Below are 14,894 nucleotides of genomic sequence, written 5' to 3'. Positions count from 1 at the left end.
CTGTTACAACAGATAGGTCATCCTTCATCCCTTAATGGCCCTAATAGCTTGTATCGTGAATGAAATCAAGGGCGAGCGACAGCGAGGGCTTTGCCTTTACCCTTGATGAAATGAGCGATACAAGCTAACATCCCTCAAGGGATGAAGAACATCTAAAAAAGTGACAGAATCACTGACGTTTTAATATGACATTTTCACTGACGCTTGACATAAAACAATGTTAAAATAAAAAAGGCACTGTTCACATTTTTGCCACAATTTATTCATTAGAAAAACTTGGCTTATCGCCAAGTCCATAATAGCGAAAGCCTTAGTTTTTGTTATACTTTAATCATTTTAAAGAAGTTAAACTTTCTAAACGTACAAAAAATTCACTTTATGTGATTTTTGTCATAGTCTTATTTACAAAAACAATTAAACTAAATAGTGCAAATATGCATAATTTTCCTATTTAAATGTTTTGATGATAAACTTCCGGGGAAAATCAATAATACAATAGGGACTCGGAAATAAGAGCGATTTCTGAGTCGGCTGAGGGGTGATGGGTGTGAAAAAAGAAAACGCTTTAATTGCTGCATTCGTCTTTTTCCTTTTTGTCGTATCAATTCTGTTCATGTACTTTTACGATTCCAAATTATACACCCATCTATTTTATCTTCCCATTTTTGTTTCGGCCCTTGTTTTTGGCAAGAAGGGAGGCCTGATCTCTGGGGCAGTCGCATCCGCAGTCGCTGTTGTCTTCCATTATGACATGGTTCAAAGGGTGATCGTTCATCCTGTTTTTTATCTAAGCGCCGGATTTGTTGTCGGTTTCTTTTCCGATCATCTAAAACATCAGCAGCTACATTTGAACAAAATCACCTCAGAAATTATATACGTGTTAATCAAGGCATTGGATTCCAGAGACACCTATACCGCTTCCCATTCCCTTAAAGTGGCTAATTACTCATTGCTGATCGCTAAAGAAATGCAGTTGCCCAAGGAACAGCAAAAAGTCATTTTTCTGTCTGCTTTGTTCCATGATATTGGCAAAATCGGCATCCCTGATTACATATTGAACAAGCCGGGAAAGCTGACTGCAGAAGAATATGAATTGGTAAGGCAGCATCCCGAATACGGATATCATCTTCTGATGGAAATTGACAAATTAAAAAAACTACAGATCCCCAAATATGTTCTCTATCACCACGAACGAATTGACGGCAGGGGATACCCAATAGGATTAAAAGGTGAAGATATCCCTCTTGGAGCAAAAATTATTGCGGTGGCTGACACTTTTGACGCCATGACGTCCGTTCGTCCCTACCGGAAACCTTTTACTGAGAGAGAGGCCCTTGATGAGTTGGCACAAGTCATGGGCAAGCAGTTAGACGAAAAGATTGTTCATCTATTTACCAGCATCGTTAAAGAAGGGAAACATCATACCCCCATCCAGTTGTCGGCCGTTTGGAAAGATATTGACCTATCAAGGCTAAATTATGATCGGAATAAATTTTCCTTTTGGATTTCAACAAGAATCTTTTCAAATGATCGGAAAGATGAAAAACAGGATAAAATGGTGATCTAAGGATGTGATATCAATGAGAATGTGGAAAGATGTAAAAGGCTGGAAGGTATTTGTCTCAACCATCGTTGCCATCATCACTTCCATTTTGCTGGCAGGAATGAAAAATGAAATCGTGTTCTTATTTCTACCAATCATTATCTTTATTTCCGCTAATTATGGAAGAAGGGGAGGGGAATTAGGAGGGCTCATTATGGGGTTCTTATGGATTCTTACCGATGAAATGTTCATCAGAAAAGGTACTTCTGAAATCTCGTGGATGGAATGGGCGATTAATATACTCTTTATGGTCGGCATCGGGGCATGGTTGGGAATCGTGCATGAGCAGATCAAACATCTAAAGGTTACCGATGTGTTGACACAGGTATACAACAGAGGCTACTTCCTTGACATTCTAAAAAAGGAGTTTTCCCATTGCCAAAAGAATGAATACCCCCTATCCCTCATTATGATTGATATTGATAATTTCAAGAAAGTAAATGATACATACGGACACCAATTTGGGGATGTTGTTCTGCAGCAGTTTTCGGATTTGCTGAAAAACGAGTTGTATCCCAACAGATTTATCGGACGTTATGGCGGGGAAGAGTTCGCCGTGATTTTACCAAGAACTGACTCAAAGGAAGCATATCATCTGGCTGAACTGCTCAGAATAAAGACCGGAAATCAATTGTTTAACGGCATCAAGATTACCATAAGCAGTGGCATTTCCACCCTGCATCACCATGAACCGATTAGTGTAGATCACTTGATTCAACAAGCAGATAAAGCCCTGTATCAGGCAAAGCATTCCGGACGGAACTTAACTTGCGTGATAGATTCAGTCATATCCATATCCAACACTCAAATCAATTGATACTGTGCATATAAGTCCTTCAGGGCGGCAATCAAGGCATGCTGCGCTTTTCCTTTATAATAAGATTGGATAAGTTGAATGGGTTCTTCAATTCCATCCTTTAAACTGTGTCCCCTTAATATCTGAGCAATAAATTTTCGACCGTGATCCGTCACCAATGTGCAGGAAACCTCCAGAATGACGCCGTATTTCTTCTCCACTTCAGCCGTTATGGTGAGGGAATCAAACACATTTTTTGCCGCCATCCCTTGGGGTAATCTGGCATATCCAGCTATAAAATAAATCTCACGGGAAAACATTAAGCTCACCACTTCCTTCTGAGATATTTTCTTACATCATCATAGGACAGTGATGAGCTTTCGTCAAATTCATTTACTGATGTGGAACGAATTCCATAATAAATGCTTCTCTAAAATATTATTCTTCAAACGGCCAGGCGGGAAGCATTTTTCTTAAGGGCTTATCTTTTCTGTAACCAAGGGCATATTCCGCCTGCATGATAGTATGGATCTCCCTTGTTCCTTCATAAATAACCGGTGCCTTTGCATTTCTTAAGAAACGTTCTACAGGATATTCATTGGAGTAACCGTAGGCTCCATGAATTTGGACTGCATCGGAGGCAGCATTAAAGGCAGCATCACAAGCATACCATTTTGCCAGGGAAGTTTCTCTGGTATTTCTTTTCCCTTCATTTTTCAACCATCCGGCACGATATACAAGAAGCCTGGAGGTTTCCAGTGAAGAAACCATTTTGGCAATCATCTGCTGTACCAGTTGATGCTTTCCAATCTCTTTTCCAAACGTTTTTCTTTCATGACAATATTTTAAACTGGCTTCCAAACAGGCATTAATCAGTCCGCACGCTCCTGCAGCTACAGTAAATCGGCCGTTATCCAGAGCAGACATGGCAATTTTGAATCCTTCCCCCTCTTCGCCCAACAGGTTTTCTGCAGGAACCTTCACATCCTCCAAAAATACTTCGCCCGTATTTCCTGCACGGATTCCCAATTTTCCTTTTATTGCTTTGGTGGTAACCCCCGGAAATGTTCTCTCAACGATGAAGCAACTGATTCCATGATGCTTCTTTTCTTTATTGGTGTAAGCAAAAATTAGGAAATGATCAGCGACATCACATAAAGAAATCCATGTTTTTGAACCATTTAAGATATAATAATCTCCATCTTTTACTGCCGTTGTCTGCATGGCAGCAACATCTGAACCGGCATTAGGTTCTGTTAAGCCAAAGGCTCCGATCTTTTCTCCCCGGGCCTGGGGGGTGAGATATTTTTCTTTTTGAAATTCATTTCCCCATTGAAGAAGGGTCATGCTGTTAAGACCGGTATGGACCGAAACAGCCGTCCGAAAGGCGGTGTCTCCACGTTCCAGTTCATCACAGACAATAGCTAGAGTATTGTAATCCATGCCCATTCCACCGTATTGTTCAGGAATACAGACTCCCATCAAATCCAGTTCCGCCAACCTTTTTAAAATACTGGTTTCAAAATGCTGCTTCGCATCCCATTCCTGAATAAACGGCATAATTTCCTTGTCCACGAAACTTCTTACCATCTTTCTGACAGCTTCCTGTTCCTCGGTTAAAGCAAAATTCATCATCCCGTATCATCCTCTCCTCTAAATAATTCCATTTTTTCTGAATTGATTGATTTCTTCCTTTAAAAATCCAAACTCCTGAAGAACTTCTTCCGTATGTTCCCCCGCCAACGGCGGATGACGCAAATACTCAACAGACGTCCTTGACAGTTTTAATGGGCTTCCAACAAGGGATACCATTTCTGCCGTTGGGTGTGGCATGGTGATTTTCATTTGCCGAGCTTCTACTTGAGGATCCTGAAAAATCTGTTCCATATTGTTAATGGGTCCGTTAGGAATCCCTGCTTCATTTAAAAGAACTTGCCATTCTTTAACCCCTTTTTTCATCAGTTCTTCCTGTAAAATAGGAATGATCGTCTCCCGATTCTCCAAACGGCTTGAATTGGTTGAAAATCTCGGATCCTTACTGAGCTCTTCTCTATTCATTAACTGACACAGCTTTTCAAATTGCCTGTCATTGCCAACGGCAATGACCATTTCCCCATCCTTGGCTTTAAACACCTGATACGGCACGATATTGGGATGCTGATTTCCATACCTTTTGGGAATGTTTCCGGAGATTAAATAATTGCTTGCTACATTGGCCAAAATCGCGATTTGGGAATCAAATAGTGAAATGTCCACATGCTGGCCCTCCCCAGACTTTGTTCTCTCATGCAGGGCTGCCAATATGCTGATGGCCGCAAACATTCCCGTGGCCAAATCAGCGATGGCCACTCCTACCTTCATCGGCCCTGTTTCCTCACTTCCAGTGATGCTCATCATACCTCCCATCGCTTGAACGATGTAATCATACCCGGGGAGGTGCTGATATGGCCCTTCATGTCCAAACCCACTGATGGAACAATAGACAAGTCCGGAATTTATTTTCTTAAGGTCCTCGTAACCTAACCCCCATTTTTCCATAGTTCCAACTTTGAAATTTTGAATCAATACATCTGAGGTTGCCGCCATTTTTTTTACAATAGCTCTTCCCTCTTCCGATTTCAGATTCAAGGTGATGCCTCTTTTGTTACGGTTGGTGCAAAGATAATAGGCACTTTCACCACCTGTGTAAGGAGGTCCCCATCCCCGGGTATCATCACTTCCTCCCGGTGCTTCAACCTTAATTACGTCCGCACCCAAATCCCCCAACATCATCGTACAAAATGGCCCTGCCAATACCCGGGTCAGATCAAGGACCTTCACCCCGGTTAATGCACCTGACATATAAATCCCCCCCCTTTCTCTTAAAAAATAACAGCCAGCAACCACAAAATATCTTATGGTTAACTGGCTCTGATCTGCTTTGGTCCTTTTGGTATAAAGTTCCCACAGAAAAGACAGCTCTGCATCACTGCAATTTGCTTATTCAACTTTGCTACTGATTTATCAAAAATGTATGAGGCCGTTTCAAGGTTGCAAAAAGGGATTCTTTATGCAGTTGAAACTCTCCTCCTATTCTATATTCTAATCATTATAAGGATTGTGTCAATTGTTATTTGATAAATCGCTCCTCTATAGGAGTGGAACTAAAGATTTACACGTCCGCGAGTCGAGTTCGACGAAGAAGTGATTAAAGTCCGCTTCGAGACTAAAGAATGGAGCCCTCAAAAACATCTGGGTATTTCGATGATGGAGTCAGTTTGAGGACTAATTCCCGTTCTTTAGTCCCGCAGCTTCGCACGAACTCGAAGGCTGTCCTTAGTAAATTCTTTGATATGAAAATACCTTTTCATATCAATTTGTGACCCGTAGGGTCATGTAAGTTTAGTTCCATCCATACACGTTAGTTTCCTTTAAATTGCGGATTCCTCTTTTCGAAGAAAGCCGAAGCTCCTTCCTGAAAATCATCAGAGGCAAAAAGCAATTCCTGGATGTCTCCTTCCATTTTCAGGAGGGATTGAAAATCCGAATTCCACCCTTTGTTTATCAGTCTTTTTGTCATGCCGATGGCTCTGGTTGGTCCAGCAGCCAACTTTTCGGCCAAAGAGAGAGCTTCATTCAATACTTCTCCATCAGGAACCACCTGAGAGACAATCCCTAATTCCTTTGCCTTTTTGGCATCAATCAATTCCCCGGTAAAAAATAATTGCTTGGCCAAATGGGGTCCTATCAAGCGAGGCAGTATATATGTGCCGCCCGCATCAGGCGCCACCCCAATCTTGACAAAGGCTTGAGTAAACTTGGCCCCTTCTTCTGCAATTAACAGATCGGCTGCCAAGGCTAGATTAAATCCCGCTCCAGCAGCGGCACCATTGACAGCAGCAATCACCGGTTTTTCCATCTCAACCATATCAAGAATGAAACTGTGAATCTCCTTCAACAGTCGATGGCCTTCTTCAGGAGAAATGGATTGCAACGCCTGCAAATCTCCTCCTGCACAAAAGTTTTTCCCTGCTCCAGTAATGACAACTGCCCTTATTCCCTGGTCTTCCCTTACCTCTTTCGTTGCTTTAGCCAGTTCCTGGCACAAAACCATATCCAACACATTTAATTTCTCTGGATGATTTAAGGTGATTATAGCGACACTTCCCCTTTTTTCTACAAGGATTTTTTCATAGGACATTTTTTTACTCCTTTCTCCTGTTTAATATGGATGTAAAACTAAAGATTTGCACGCCAGCGAACTAATGAAATTACTAAGTCAGCAAAGAACACCCTTCCGTCTGCATGGATGAACAAAAGGGTGTTTAATTTATTTTATCTTTCTTTATTATCTGATTCTATAATATTATCTGACGAATCACAATAAAATTATCCGCTTTCTTTCTCATGCAAAGTAATATAATCAAACGTGAAATCACTCTGCAATCTCTTCCAAATCCGTTGAGTATGAAACATGAGTATCTGCAGGCATTTGCATCATAAAATAGGCTCCGACGATCCACCAAACTAAGACAATGACCCATTCATAAGGCCATACCAATGCAGATGGCATCCCGGGTAAATAAAGAAGAATTAACCCTGCACTTAAGATGGTAGCAACCCATCCAACCCATGGGCTCTTACCCGCTAAAAACGGCCGTTCCATTTCAGACTCCCTCTTTCTTAAGATGAGAAAGGAAATGGCTACCAGAAGATACGTCAGAACAATATTTACTCCACCGGCATCTACAAGCCACACTAGCATTTTCCGACCAAACAGCGGTGCTAAAACAGAAAGTATTCCTATCAGTAGAATGGCATTGGAAGGTGTTTTATACTTCGGATGAAGCTTTCCTAACCAAGCAGGAAGCATTTTGGATTGAGCCATGGCATATAAAATACGGCTGCCTCCTATGAAAAAAGCATTCCAGCTTGTTAAGATTCCGCCGATCCCTGCAATGATCAGAATCTTCGCTGCAAATGGACTGCTGAATATAGCGGACATAGCATCAGCAGTCGCCAGCGATGAATTAGCCATCTGCTCCCCTGTTAAGGCACTCCCCACTCCGTAAATGATACCGATATACCATAATACCGCTAAAACAACGGATAAAATAAGGACATTCCCAATCTGTTTGTTAGGAAGATTAATCTCTTCTGCCGCTTGGGGTATCACGTCAAATCCCACAAACATGAAGGGGGTCATCACCAGGACCGTCATGATTCCACCCCATCCGTCAATAAATGATGGCAAAGGGTTAGGAGCTCCCTGGGCAAATGTGGAACCCCCAATCAATGAAAGCCCAACCAGAGCCAATAAGGTGGTACAAATCAATTGAAAAACTGCAGCAGGCTTTACTCCAATATAATTGAGTAGCGTTAACATAATAGATCCAATAATTCCAATGGCAGCCCATGAAGCATAAACATCCCAACCGGCAATAGTCCAGAGATATCCCACCTTGTAATTGGGAAACAAGTATTCTACTACCGTTGGTAAAGCAACTGCTTCAAAGGCTACTACAGAAATATAACCTAAGGCGATAGCCCACGAAGCGATAAAAGCCCATTTTGCTCCCATGGCACGATGGGTAAAAACATGTTCTCCTCCCACTTTGGGCATGGCTGCCGTCAATTCGGAATAAGTAAGACCGACAAATGTGACCAGGATCCCGCCAAGCAAAAATGCAATTATTGCGCCAAGGGTTCCAGCGGATTGGACCCATGACCCAGAAAGAACCACCCATCCCCAACCAATCATCGCCCCAAAGGATAGAACAAGAATATCCCATCTTGTCAACACCCGGACAAATCCTTCATCATTTTTCTTCATTTACATTCCTCCTACTTTAATAGTATGGATATTCGTCATGGAATTGGATCATGTCCATGACGAATATTGGTGAAGCAAATTTCCTTTGTCTGATAGCTAAGTGTCATTAAGCTCCCTGAAGGAAGCAAAGAATTAACATGATAAGGAGCGCTATGTGCCTGGGTAACTTTACCTCGAATCTTGAACAGAAGAGATCACCCGTTCAATGATATTCAAACCGGAATCCAGCTGTTCATCTGTAATCACCAATGGCGGAAGGAAGCGCACAACATTCCCAAATAGTCCCGCACTTAATCCAATGAGTCCGTTTTTCCATAATTCGGTTACAATACGGACAGTTTCTTCCTTTGCCGGCTCTTTAGTCTTTCTGTCTTTTACCAACTCCATCCCGACCATGGCACCTAGTCCTCTTACATCACCTATCAGGGAATACTTTTCTTTCATCTCCTCAAATCGATCTTTCATTCGCCTGCCGATCACTTCTGCCCGGTATACCAGATTTTCTTCCTCAATAATTTCCAATACTGCTAGTCCAGCGGCACAAGCCACCGGGCTACCACCAAACGTGCCTCCCAATTGGCCGGGCTCAGGTGAATCCATCAATTCAGCCCTTCCCGTTACTGCACTTAAAGGCATCCCTGCCGCTATGGACTTTGACAATGTCATGATATCGGGAACCACTTCAAAATGTTCCATGGCAAACAATTTGCCGGTTCGGCCAAATCCTGCCTGAATCTCATCGGCTATAAATAGGATGTTGTGTTTATCAGCAATCGCCTTAACCCCTTGGACAAAAGCTTTTGAAGGAACAATAAACCCACCTTCCCCCTGCATCGGTTCCATAATAATTGCGGCCACGTCTTGACTGCCAACTTCCCCTAAAAAGAACTGTTCTATTTGTTGCAGTAGCTCAGAGTCCACGTCTTCCTGGGTCATTCCCTGAGGCGCCCTGTAATAGTACGGATAGGGTAGTTTATAGATGTCTGGTGCAAAGGGGCCAAACCCGTCTTTGTACGGCTTTACTTTACTTGTTAGAGACATAGCTAGTAACGTTCTGCCATGAAATGCCCGTTGGAAGGATAATACGGCTCTTCGTCCGGTCGCTTTTCTGGCAATTTTCACTGCATTTTCAACGGCTTCAGCTCCGCTGTTTGCAAACATAGTTTTTTTCTTGAATGTCCCAGGAGTCAGAAGATTCAGTTTTTCCGCCAACTCGATATATTTCTCATAGGGAATCACATGAAAACAGGGATGAATAAAGTCAGATGCCTGTTCATGTATGGCTTTTACCACCTTTGGATGGCTGTGTCCTACATTTTGGATGCCGATTCCCCCAGCAAAATCAAGGTATTGATTCCCATCAACATCGGTAATCACAGCTCCTTGGGCAGAGCGAGCGTATAAAGGTGTTGTATTAATCGGCCCGCGAGGAACAGCTTCGTTTCTTCTTTGATGGAGAGTATGGGACAGGGGGCCTGGAACCGTTTTTGTCAATTCTTCCTTTGAAATTGCCATTGGATTTCTCCTTTCTTTATCGCATATTTATTAATCTTCCTAACTACGGTAGATTGGTTTACCCCCAAGGCTTCGGCACATCGATAAGTGTTCTGGTATTTTTCATAAGCCTTGAGTATCAATTGCTTCTCCACCTCTTCAACCGCTTCTTTTAATGGACAGATATTTTTTACCAAAATGGAAGGTGATGAATGCTTTAAATGTTTCTGATACATATATTCAGGCAAGTGGAGAGATGAGATCTCCACTGACTCGCTAACAACGACAAGCCTTTCTACCATATTTTCCAACTCCCGGACATTCCCAGGCCAATCATATTGACAAAGAATTTCCATAGCTTCCCTGTTAAAATATTTGTAGGTTTGATACTTTTGATTCACCTTATTAAGAAAATAACGAATAAGTTCAGGGATCTCTTCCTTTCGATGTCTTAAGGGAGGGATGGTTATGGGTATAACATTCAAGCGGTAATATAAATCTTCTCTAAATCTCCCTTCGGCAATCATCTTTCTTAAATCTTGATTGGTTGCCGCAATGATCCGTGCGTTTACCTGAATAAATTGATTGCCTCCAACTCTTCGAAAACGTCCTTCTTGGAGTACTTGAAGAAGCTTTACCTGGATGTTCAGAGGGATTTCACCAATTTCATCAAGAAATAATGTACCCCCTTCCGCCATTTCGATGACACCACGTTTTCCCTCTTTTCTAGCCCCTGTAAACGCTCCTGCTTCATATCCAAATAGTTCAGATTCGATAAGAGTAGAAGGAATCGCCCCACAATTAATATGGATAAATGGCTGGTTTTTTCGGTTGCTCTTTTTATGGATAAGAGAAGCAAACACCCCTTTTCCCACTCCCGACTCTCCAACCACCAATATCGTGGAATCTACCAGGGCCACCTTTTCCACCAACTGATACAAATCCTTCATTTTTTCTGAGATAGCAATCACATCATTTTCCTCTGATTGAGACTGCTTCATGCGAGTTAACTGACTTCTGTATTCCGTCAATAAATATTCTGTTTTTTCCAAACGGCTCTGCAGCATTTCAATTTCATCCACATCTCTGGAGTTAAAAATAATCCGGCGGATATTCCCGTTTTCATCCAGTATCGGATTTCCTGTGACATACACTTTTTTTCCACTGGCCGTTTCCTGGATCCCTGACACCCTTTCTCTGCTGGAAATAATCTGTGGGGTAATTGAAGGAGTAAAATATCCTTCATCAGACAGTTCAGTGGTTTTTCTGCCAATCAACTGAGAAGGAGGGATTCCATATAACTCCTCACTTTTAGCATTGATCCACAGAATTTTCCCTTCTCCGTCAGTGATGATAATTTCGTCAAAGGAGGCTTGATACACATCCTTTAACTCCTGATAAGAAAAGTCTTGTCTAATTATTAGAATTACACTATTTTTCTGATTTTTTAATTGACATCGTTTCCATTCTCCCCTAAAAAATTGATCCTGTTTATAAAACTCCACTTCCTGCCGATCTTTTTTCTTCGCTGTAAATTGCCGGTAAACTTCTAATATTTCTGCAGGCAGACTATTTAAAGACTGATTCACCATATCGTTAATTTTCAATCCGAACCACTCAGCCATCCGCCGATTCCAAATTCGAATTTTTTTTGCCTGTTCATCCAGTACCAACATCCCATAACTTAATTCCTCAATGATGATCGAAAAGATATCCAACCCATTGTTCCACCTTTCTAATGCACATCCCCCCTCTGCCCATTTTCTAGCAAATTTAATGCCAACATTGGACATATTAAAACTCGGCTGTTTTAAAGGAATATTAGAAATTCACAAAAAATTGTAATGCGTTTTTGCATTACATTTAGTGAACTCTTAGGGACTAATAGAATGAAGATGTGCATATTATGATAATGCAATTCAGAATTATTTTGATGCTTAATTGCATTATACATAAAAAAGAAGCTGGGAGCACAGCTTCTTTTTTAAAATCTGTCTATAGATGGTGAATTAAGGATCTATATATAATCGTAACTGAAGAATTTACTTCAGATAACTTAAAGCAATGGTCGTCATGACCGCTGCTCCCACCGGAAGCATCTCTTCATCAATGTCAAATTTAGGGTGATGATGGGGATATACATTTTGATCATTCTGAATTCCTACAAAGAAGAAACAGCCCGGTTTTTTCTGCAGATAGTATGCAAAATCTTCCCCTCCCATGCTCGGGGTAGCCTCGATGACATTTTCTTCCCCGACAACGAAAGAAGCTGCCTGTTGGACCAAATGATTCATTTCCTCATCATTGATCACCGGCGGGTCTCCATAGGTATACTCCACCTCACAGGCTGCTCCAAATGCAGAGCAAATCCCTTCCGACAGCCTTCTTATTAGACCTGGCATAGAATCCTGAACCTCATGATGAAAATAACGAATCGTTCCCCGAAGATATGCCGTGTCAGGAATCACATTATAAGTAGTTCCTGCCTGCAAAGTCCCCACGGAAACAACCACAGGATATAAGGGATTAATAGAACGGCTGACCAAGGTCTGCAGATTCATAATCAATGAAGAGGCAACCACTACCGGATCAACGGTATCATGGGGCATGGAACCATGTCCGCCCTTTCCTTTGATACGGATCAAAAACTCATCTGCCCCGGCCATAATTGGGCCCGGCTTCACGGCAATAATCCCACTCTTTACGGGCTGCCAGAGATGAAGGCCAAATATGGCATCCACATCATCCAATACCCCTGCTTTTACCAATCCTTCAGCTCCGCCAGGAACCACTTCCTCTGCATGTTGAAAGATAAATTTAATATTTCCTTTGATCAGATGCTTTCTTTCTGACAAAACCTTTGCAACCGTCAGAAGGATAGAGGTATGCCCATCATGACCACAGGCATGCATGATTCCTTTATTTTTAGAAGCAAATCGTAATCCCGTTTCTTCGGTAACCGGCAGAGCATCGATATCGGCCCTAAGGGCTACGGTTTTCGTTTGTTTGTCTCCACGGGTTGCCGTTCCTTTTAATAATCCGATGACATCCGTTTCCCCATAGCTCATCACTTCAATGCCCATCTCTTCCAAATGCCTTTTAATATATTTTGCCGTTTCCTTTTCCTCACGGGACAACTCTGGATGCTGATGAAGATATCTTCTTACCTCTACAGTCCACGGGCTTAACTCCTGAATAGCGTTTCCGATCTCAAGTTTAAGTTCCATCATTACCCCCTCCTCATCCTGAAGATTGAACCAGGATATCTCTTTCTAAGATATCTCCCAAACTTTCTTCATATTATCCTGATATATTTTTTGATATACCTCCGTTGGAAGGTGCAACTGATCCAGCATTGTCATTTGACGAAGTGCCGGTTCCTCAATAAATGGAATATCTGTTCCAAACAGGATTCTATCCTGATATTTCATTATGATATCACGGAGTCTTTCCATCGGTAAATGCATTTTGTCCATAAAAATGGCTGCCGTATCAAAATAGACATGGGGATATTCTTCCGCTAACTGCAGAAATTGATCCGTTTCAGCCAAGCCCAGATGGGCGACCTGCACCTTTAATTCAGGAAAGTTTTTCATCAGACGACAGAAATGATCAAATCCGACATGGGGGGTCTCTTCAGGATCCGTCCCGGCATGAATGACTACTCCCCTTTCCCGCTTCTGGACCAATTCATATAGGGGAAACAACCGTTCATCATCACAACTGGTCTTCTGAACCAGTGCATGTATTTTCATTCCGGCAAAGTTCCATTCATCCAAACATTTGGAAACAATTTCTTCTATATTTTCATCCTCCTGGTGAATACATCCCAATGGAAAGAGGTGATGATAAGATTTTTGAAGTTCGTGAAGCCACTGATTCAGTTCCAGCGACATTCCTGGTTTATGGGCATACCCCAAAACCAATGCTTTTTTTATCCCGATGCTGTCCATATGGGAAACCAACTGGGGTGTCCATTGATCTCGATACCAGATCTTCCAGCCGGCCCGTTCAAACCAATAATAAATGGCCTTTAACAAAGAATTGGGAAAAAGATGAACATGAGCATCATAAACATGTTTTTTCATGTTTTCACTCCTATGCCTATTTTCAGAATATTATGTTTATCAAATATATATACTACTATACACAAGTTGCAAATGAATGACTATCCTTTTTTTAGTTAACTATTTTGTGTTTGAAACGAATCGAAACATTCAGATAGAATAATTACACGTCTAGTAATGGATGGTATGTGCAAAAAATATGGATGAATCCAGATGAAATGTTTGAAAAGGGGGATATAAAACTAAATGAAAAGAGACAACATGAAAGGAAAAGTGATCATCATTACCGGAGCATCCAGCGGAATCGGCAGAGCCACAGCCGTTTCATTGGCAAAAGAGGGTTGCATCCTCGTATTGGCCGCCAGAAGAACAGAAGAATTGTACAACACCTTACAACTGGTTAAAGAAAATGGGGGAACAGGGATCACTGTTCCCACCGATGTAAGAGATGAAAATGATGTTCGACAGATGATAGAGAAAACCATTCAACAATTTGAAAGACTTGATGTATTGATAAATAATGCGGGTTTTGGAAAGTTTGCCATGTTGTCAGACACTGAACTTCAAGATTTTGAGGAGATGATGAATGTCAACTATATGGGAACCGTACGCTGTACCAAGCATGCTCTTCCCTATCTGTTGAAACAACGGAGTGGCCATATTATTAACGTGGCTTCCATTGCCGGAAAAGTGGGAACTGCCAAATCAACCGGATATTCCGCAACCAAACATGCCGTTTTGGGCTTTACCAGTAGTCTGAGACAGGAGCTGTCGGGTACGGGAATCCATGTATCGGCCGTCAATCCCGGTCCCATTGATACTCCTTTCTTTTCTATCTCTGACCCAGAAGGAACCTATAAGAACAGAATAAAACCCTTTCTTATTAAACCGGAAGCTGTTGCCAAAAAAATCGTTCGATTGATCAAATTCCCGAAAAGGGAGGTAAATATTCCTGTTCCAATGGCCATCGGCGCTATTCTTTATCAACTGGCTCCCGGGTTTTTTGAAAAAATCGCCGGAAACATCATCAATAAGAAGTAGCTAAGTTTATCAATAAACATCCACAAGCATAATTCGGTTTATTTTGCAAAAGAACACTCCGGTATGATTTCGGAGTGTTCT

At 41.8% G+C, this 14,894-nt stretch carries 12 protein-coding genes; 3 read left to right on the top strand and 9 right to left on the bottom strand.

Features of this window, described 5'->3' with window-relative positions:
• Nucleotides 1–547: 547 nt before the first annotated feature.
• Entirely contained in the window at nucleotides 548–1,567 is a 1,020-nt protein-coding gene (locus tag L1765_RS13410; protein WP_236407995.1) for an HD-GYP domain-containing protein, read from the top strand.
• Between the two features lie 13 nt (nucleotides 1,568–1,580).
• The gene (locus tag L1765_RS13405; RefSeq protein ID WP_236407994.1) at nucleotides 1,581–2,420 is read left to right on the top strand and encodes a GGDEF domain-containing protein; all 840 of its coding nucleotides are present in this window, start codon (nucleotides 1,581–1,583) and stop codon (nucleotides 2,418–2,420) included.
• Here the strand turns inward: L1765_RS13405 and L1765_RS13400 are convergent.
• The 9 genes from L1765_RS13400 to L1765_RS13360 form a co-directional block, all read right to left on the bottom strand.
• Nucleotides 2,408–2,719 (bottom strand): DUF3870 domain-containing protein, encoded by a 312-nt coding sequence (locus tag L1765_RS13400; RefSeq protein WP_236407998.1) that lies wholly within the window; start codon nucleotides 2,717–2,719, stop codon nucleotides 2,408–2,410. The two genes, L1765_RS13405 and L1765_RS13400, sit on opposite strands and share 13 nt — an antisense overlap.
• A gap of 118 nt (nucleotides 2,720–2,837) precedes the next feature.
• Nucleotides 2,838–4,031, bottom strand: a complete 1,194-nt coding sequence (locus L1765_RS13395) for an acyl-CoA dehydrogenase family protein (protein ID WP_236407997.1) — start codon at nucleotides 4,029–4,031, stop codon at nucleotides 2,838–2,840.
• Between the two features lie 21 nt (nucleotides 4,032–4,052).
• Entirely contained in the window at nucleotides 4,053–5,240 is a 1,188-nt protein-coding gene (locus L1765_RS13390) for a CaiB/BaiF CoA transferase family protein (protein ID WP_236407993.1), read from the bottom strand.
• A 559-nt stretch (nucleotides 5,241–5,799) separates the two neighbouring features.
• Nucleotides 5,800–6,579: an enoyl-CoA hydratase/isomerase family protein gene (locus L1765_RS13385; protein ID WP_236407992.1), complete on the bottom strand. Its 780-nt coding sequence runs from the start codon at nucleotides 6,577–6,579 to the stop codon at nucleotides 5,800–5,802.
• A 234-nt stretch (nucleotides 6,580–6,813) separates the two neighbouring features.
• Complete coding sequence (locus L1765_RS13380; protein ID WP_236407991.1) at nucleotides 6,814–8,211, bottom strand: APC family permease; 1,398 nt, start codon at nucleotides 8,209–8,211, stop codon at nucleotides 6,814–6,816.
• A gap of 168 nt (nucleotides 8,212–8,379) precedes the next feature.
• A complete protein-coding gene (gene gabT / locus L1765_RS13375; protein WP_236407990.1) occupies nucleotides 8,380–9,726 on the bottom strand; it encodes a 4-aminobutyrate--2-oxoglutarate transaminase in 1,347 nt (448 codons plus the stop codon).
• Nucleotides 9,702–11,423 carry a sigma 54-interacting transcriptional regulator gene (locus L1765_RS13370; protein ID WP_236407989.1) on the bottom strand — a complete coding sequence of 574 codons (1,722 nt, stop codon included), beginning with the start codon at nucleotides 11,421–11,423 and terminating at the stop codon, nucleotides 9,702–9,704. The genes gabT and L1765_RS13370 overlap by 25 nt, the downstream gene beginning before the upstream one ends.
• Nucleotides 11,424–11,747: 324 nt before the next feature.
• Complete coding sequence (locus L1765_RS13365) at nucleotides 11,748–12,932, bottom strand: M20 metallopeptidase family protein (RefSeq protein WP_236407988.1); 1,185 nt, start codon at nucleotides 12,930–12,932, stop codon at nucleotides 11,748–11,750.
• 45 nt (nucleotides 12,933–12,977) lie between these two features.
• Nucleotides 12,978–13,793: an amidohydrolase family protein gene (locus L1765_RS13360; protein WP_236407987.1), complete on the bottom strand. Its 816-nt coding sequence runs from the start codon at nucleotides 13,791–13,793 to the stop codon at nucleotides 12,978–12,980.
• 225 nt (nucleotides 13,794–14,018) lie between these two features.
• Between L1765_RS13360 and L1765_RS13355 the strand changes: the two genes are divergently transcribed.
• Nucleotides 14,019–14,813 (top strand): SDR family oxidoreductase, encoded by a 795-nt coding sequence (locus tag L1765_RS13355; RefSeq protein WP_236407986.1) that lies wholly within the window; start codon nucleotides 14,019–14,021, stop codon nucleotides 14,811–14,813.
• Nucleotides 14,814–14,894 lie beyond the last annotated feature (81 nt).

This window comes from Microaerobacter geothermalis (genome assembly GCF_021608135.1).
Taxonomy (GTDB): Bacteria; Bacillota; Bacilli; order DSM-22679; family DSM-22679; genus Microaerobacter; species Microaerobacter geothermalis.
Note: the sequence above shows the minus strand (reverse complement) of the source record. Positions and strands in the feature narration are given on the sequence as shown.

Coding starts and splice junctions, on each gene's coding strand:
- L1765_RS13385 (WP_236407992.1), bottom strand. CDS start 6,579: ATGTCCTATGAAAAAATCCTTGTAGAAAAAAGGGGAAGTGTCGCTATA.
- L1765_RS13395 (WP_236407997.1), bottom strand. CDS start 4,031: ATGAATTTTGCTTTAACCGAGGAACAGGAAGCTGTCAGAAAGATGGTA.
- L1765_RS13400 (WP_236407998.1), bottom strand. CDS start 2,719: ATGTTTTCCCGTGAGATTTATTTTATAGCTGGATATGCCAGATTACCC.
- gabT (WP_236407990.1), bottom strand. CDS start 9,726: ATGGCAATTTCAAAGGAAGAATTGACAAAAACGGTTCCAGGCCCCCTG.
- L1765_RS13390 (WP_236407993.1), bottom strand. CDS start 5,240: ATGTCAGGTGCATTAACCGGGGTGAAGGTCCTTGATCTGACCCGGGTA.
- L1765_RS13365 (WP_236407988.1), bottom strand. CDS start 12,932: ATGGAACTTAAACTTGAGATCGGAAACGCTATTCAGGAGTTAAGCCCG.
- L1765_RS13355 (WP_236407986.1), top strand. CDS start 14,019: ATGAAAAGAGACAACATGAAAGGAAAAGTGATCATCATTACCGGAGCA.
- L1765_RS13380 (WP_236407991.1), bottom strand. CDS start 8,211: ATGAAGAAAAATGATGAAGGATTTGTCCGGGTGTTGACAAGATGGGAT.
- L1765_RS13405 (WP_236407994.1), top strand. CDS start 1,581: ATGAGAATGTGGAAAGATGTAAAAGGCTGGAAGGTATTTGTCTCAACC.
- L1765_RS13360 (WP_236407987.1), bottom strand. CDS start 13,793: ATGAAAAAACATGTTTATGATGCTCATGTTCATCTTTTTCCCAATTCT.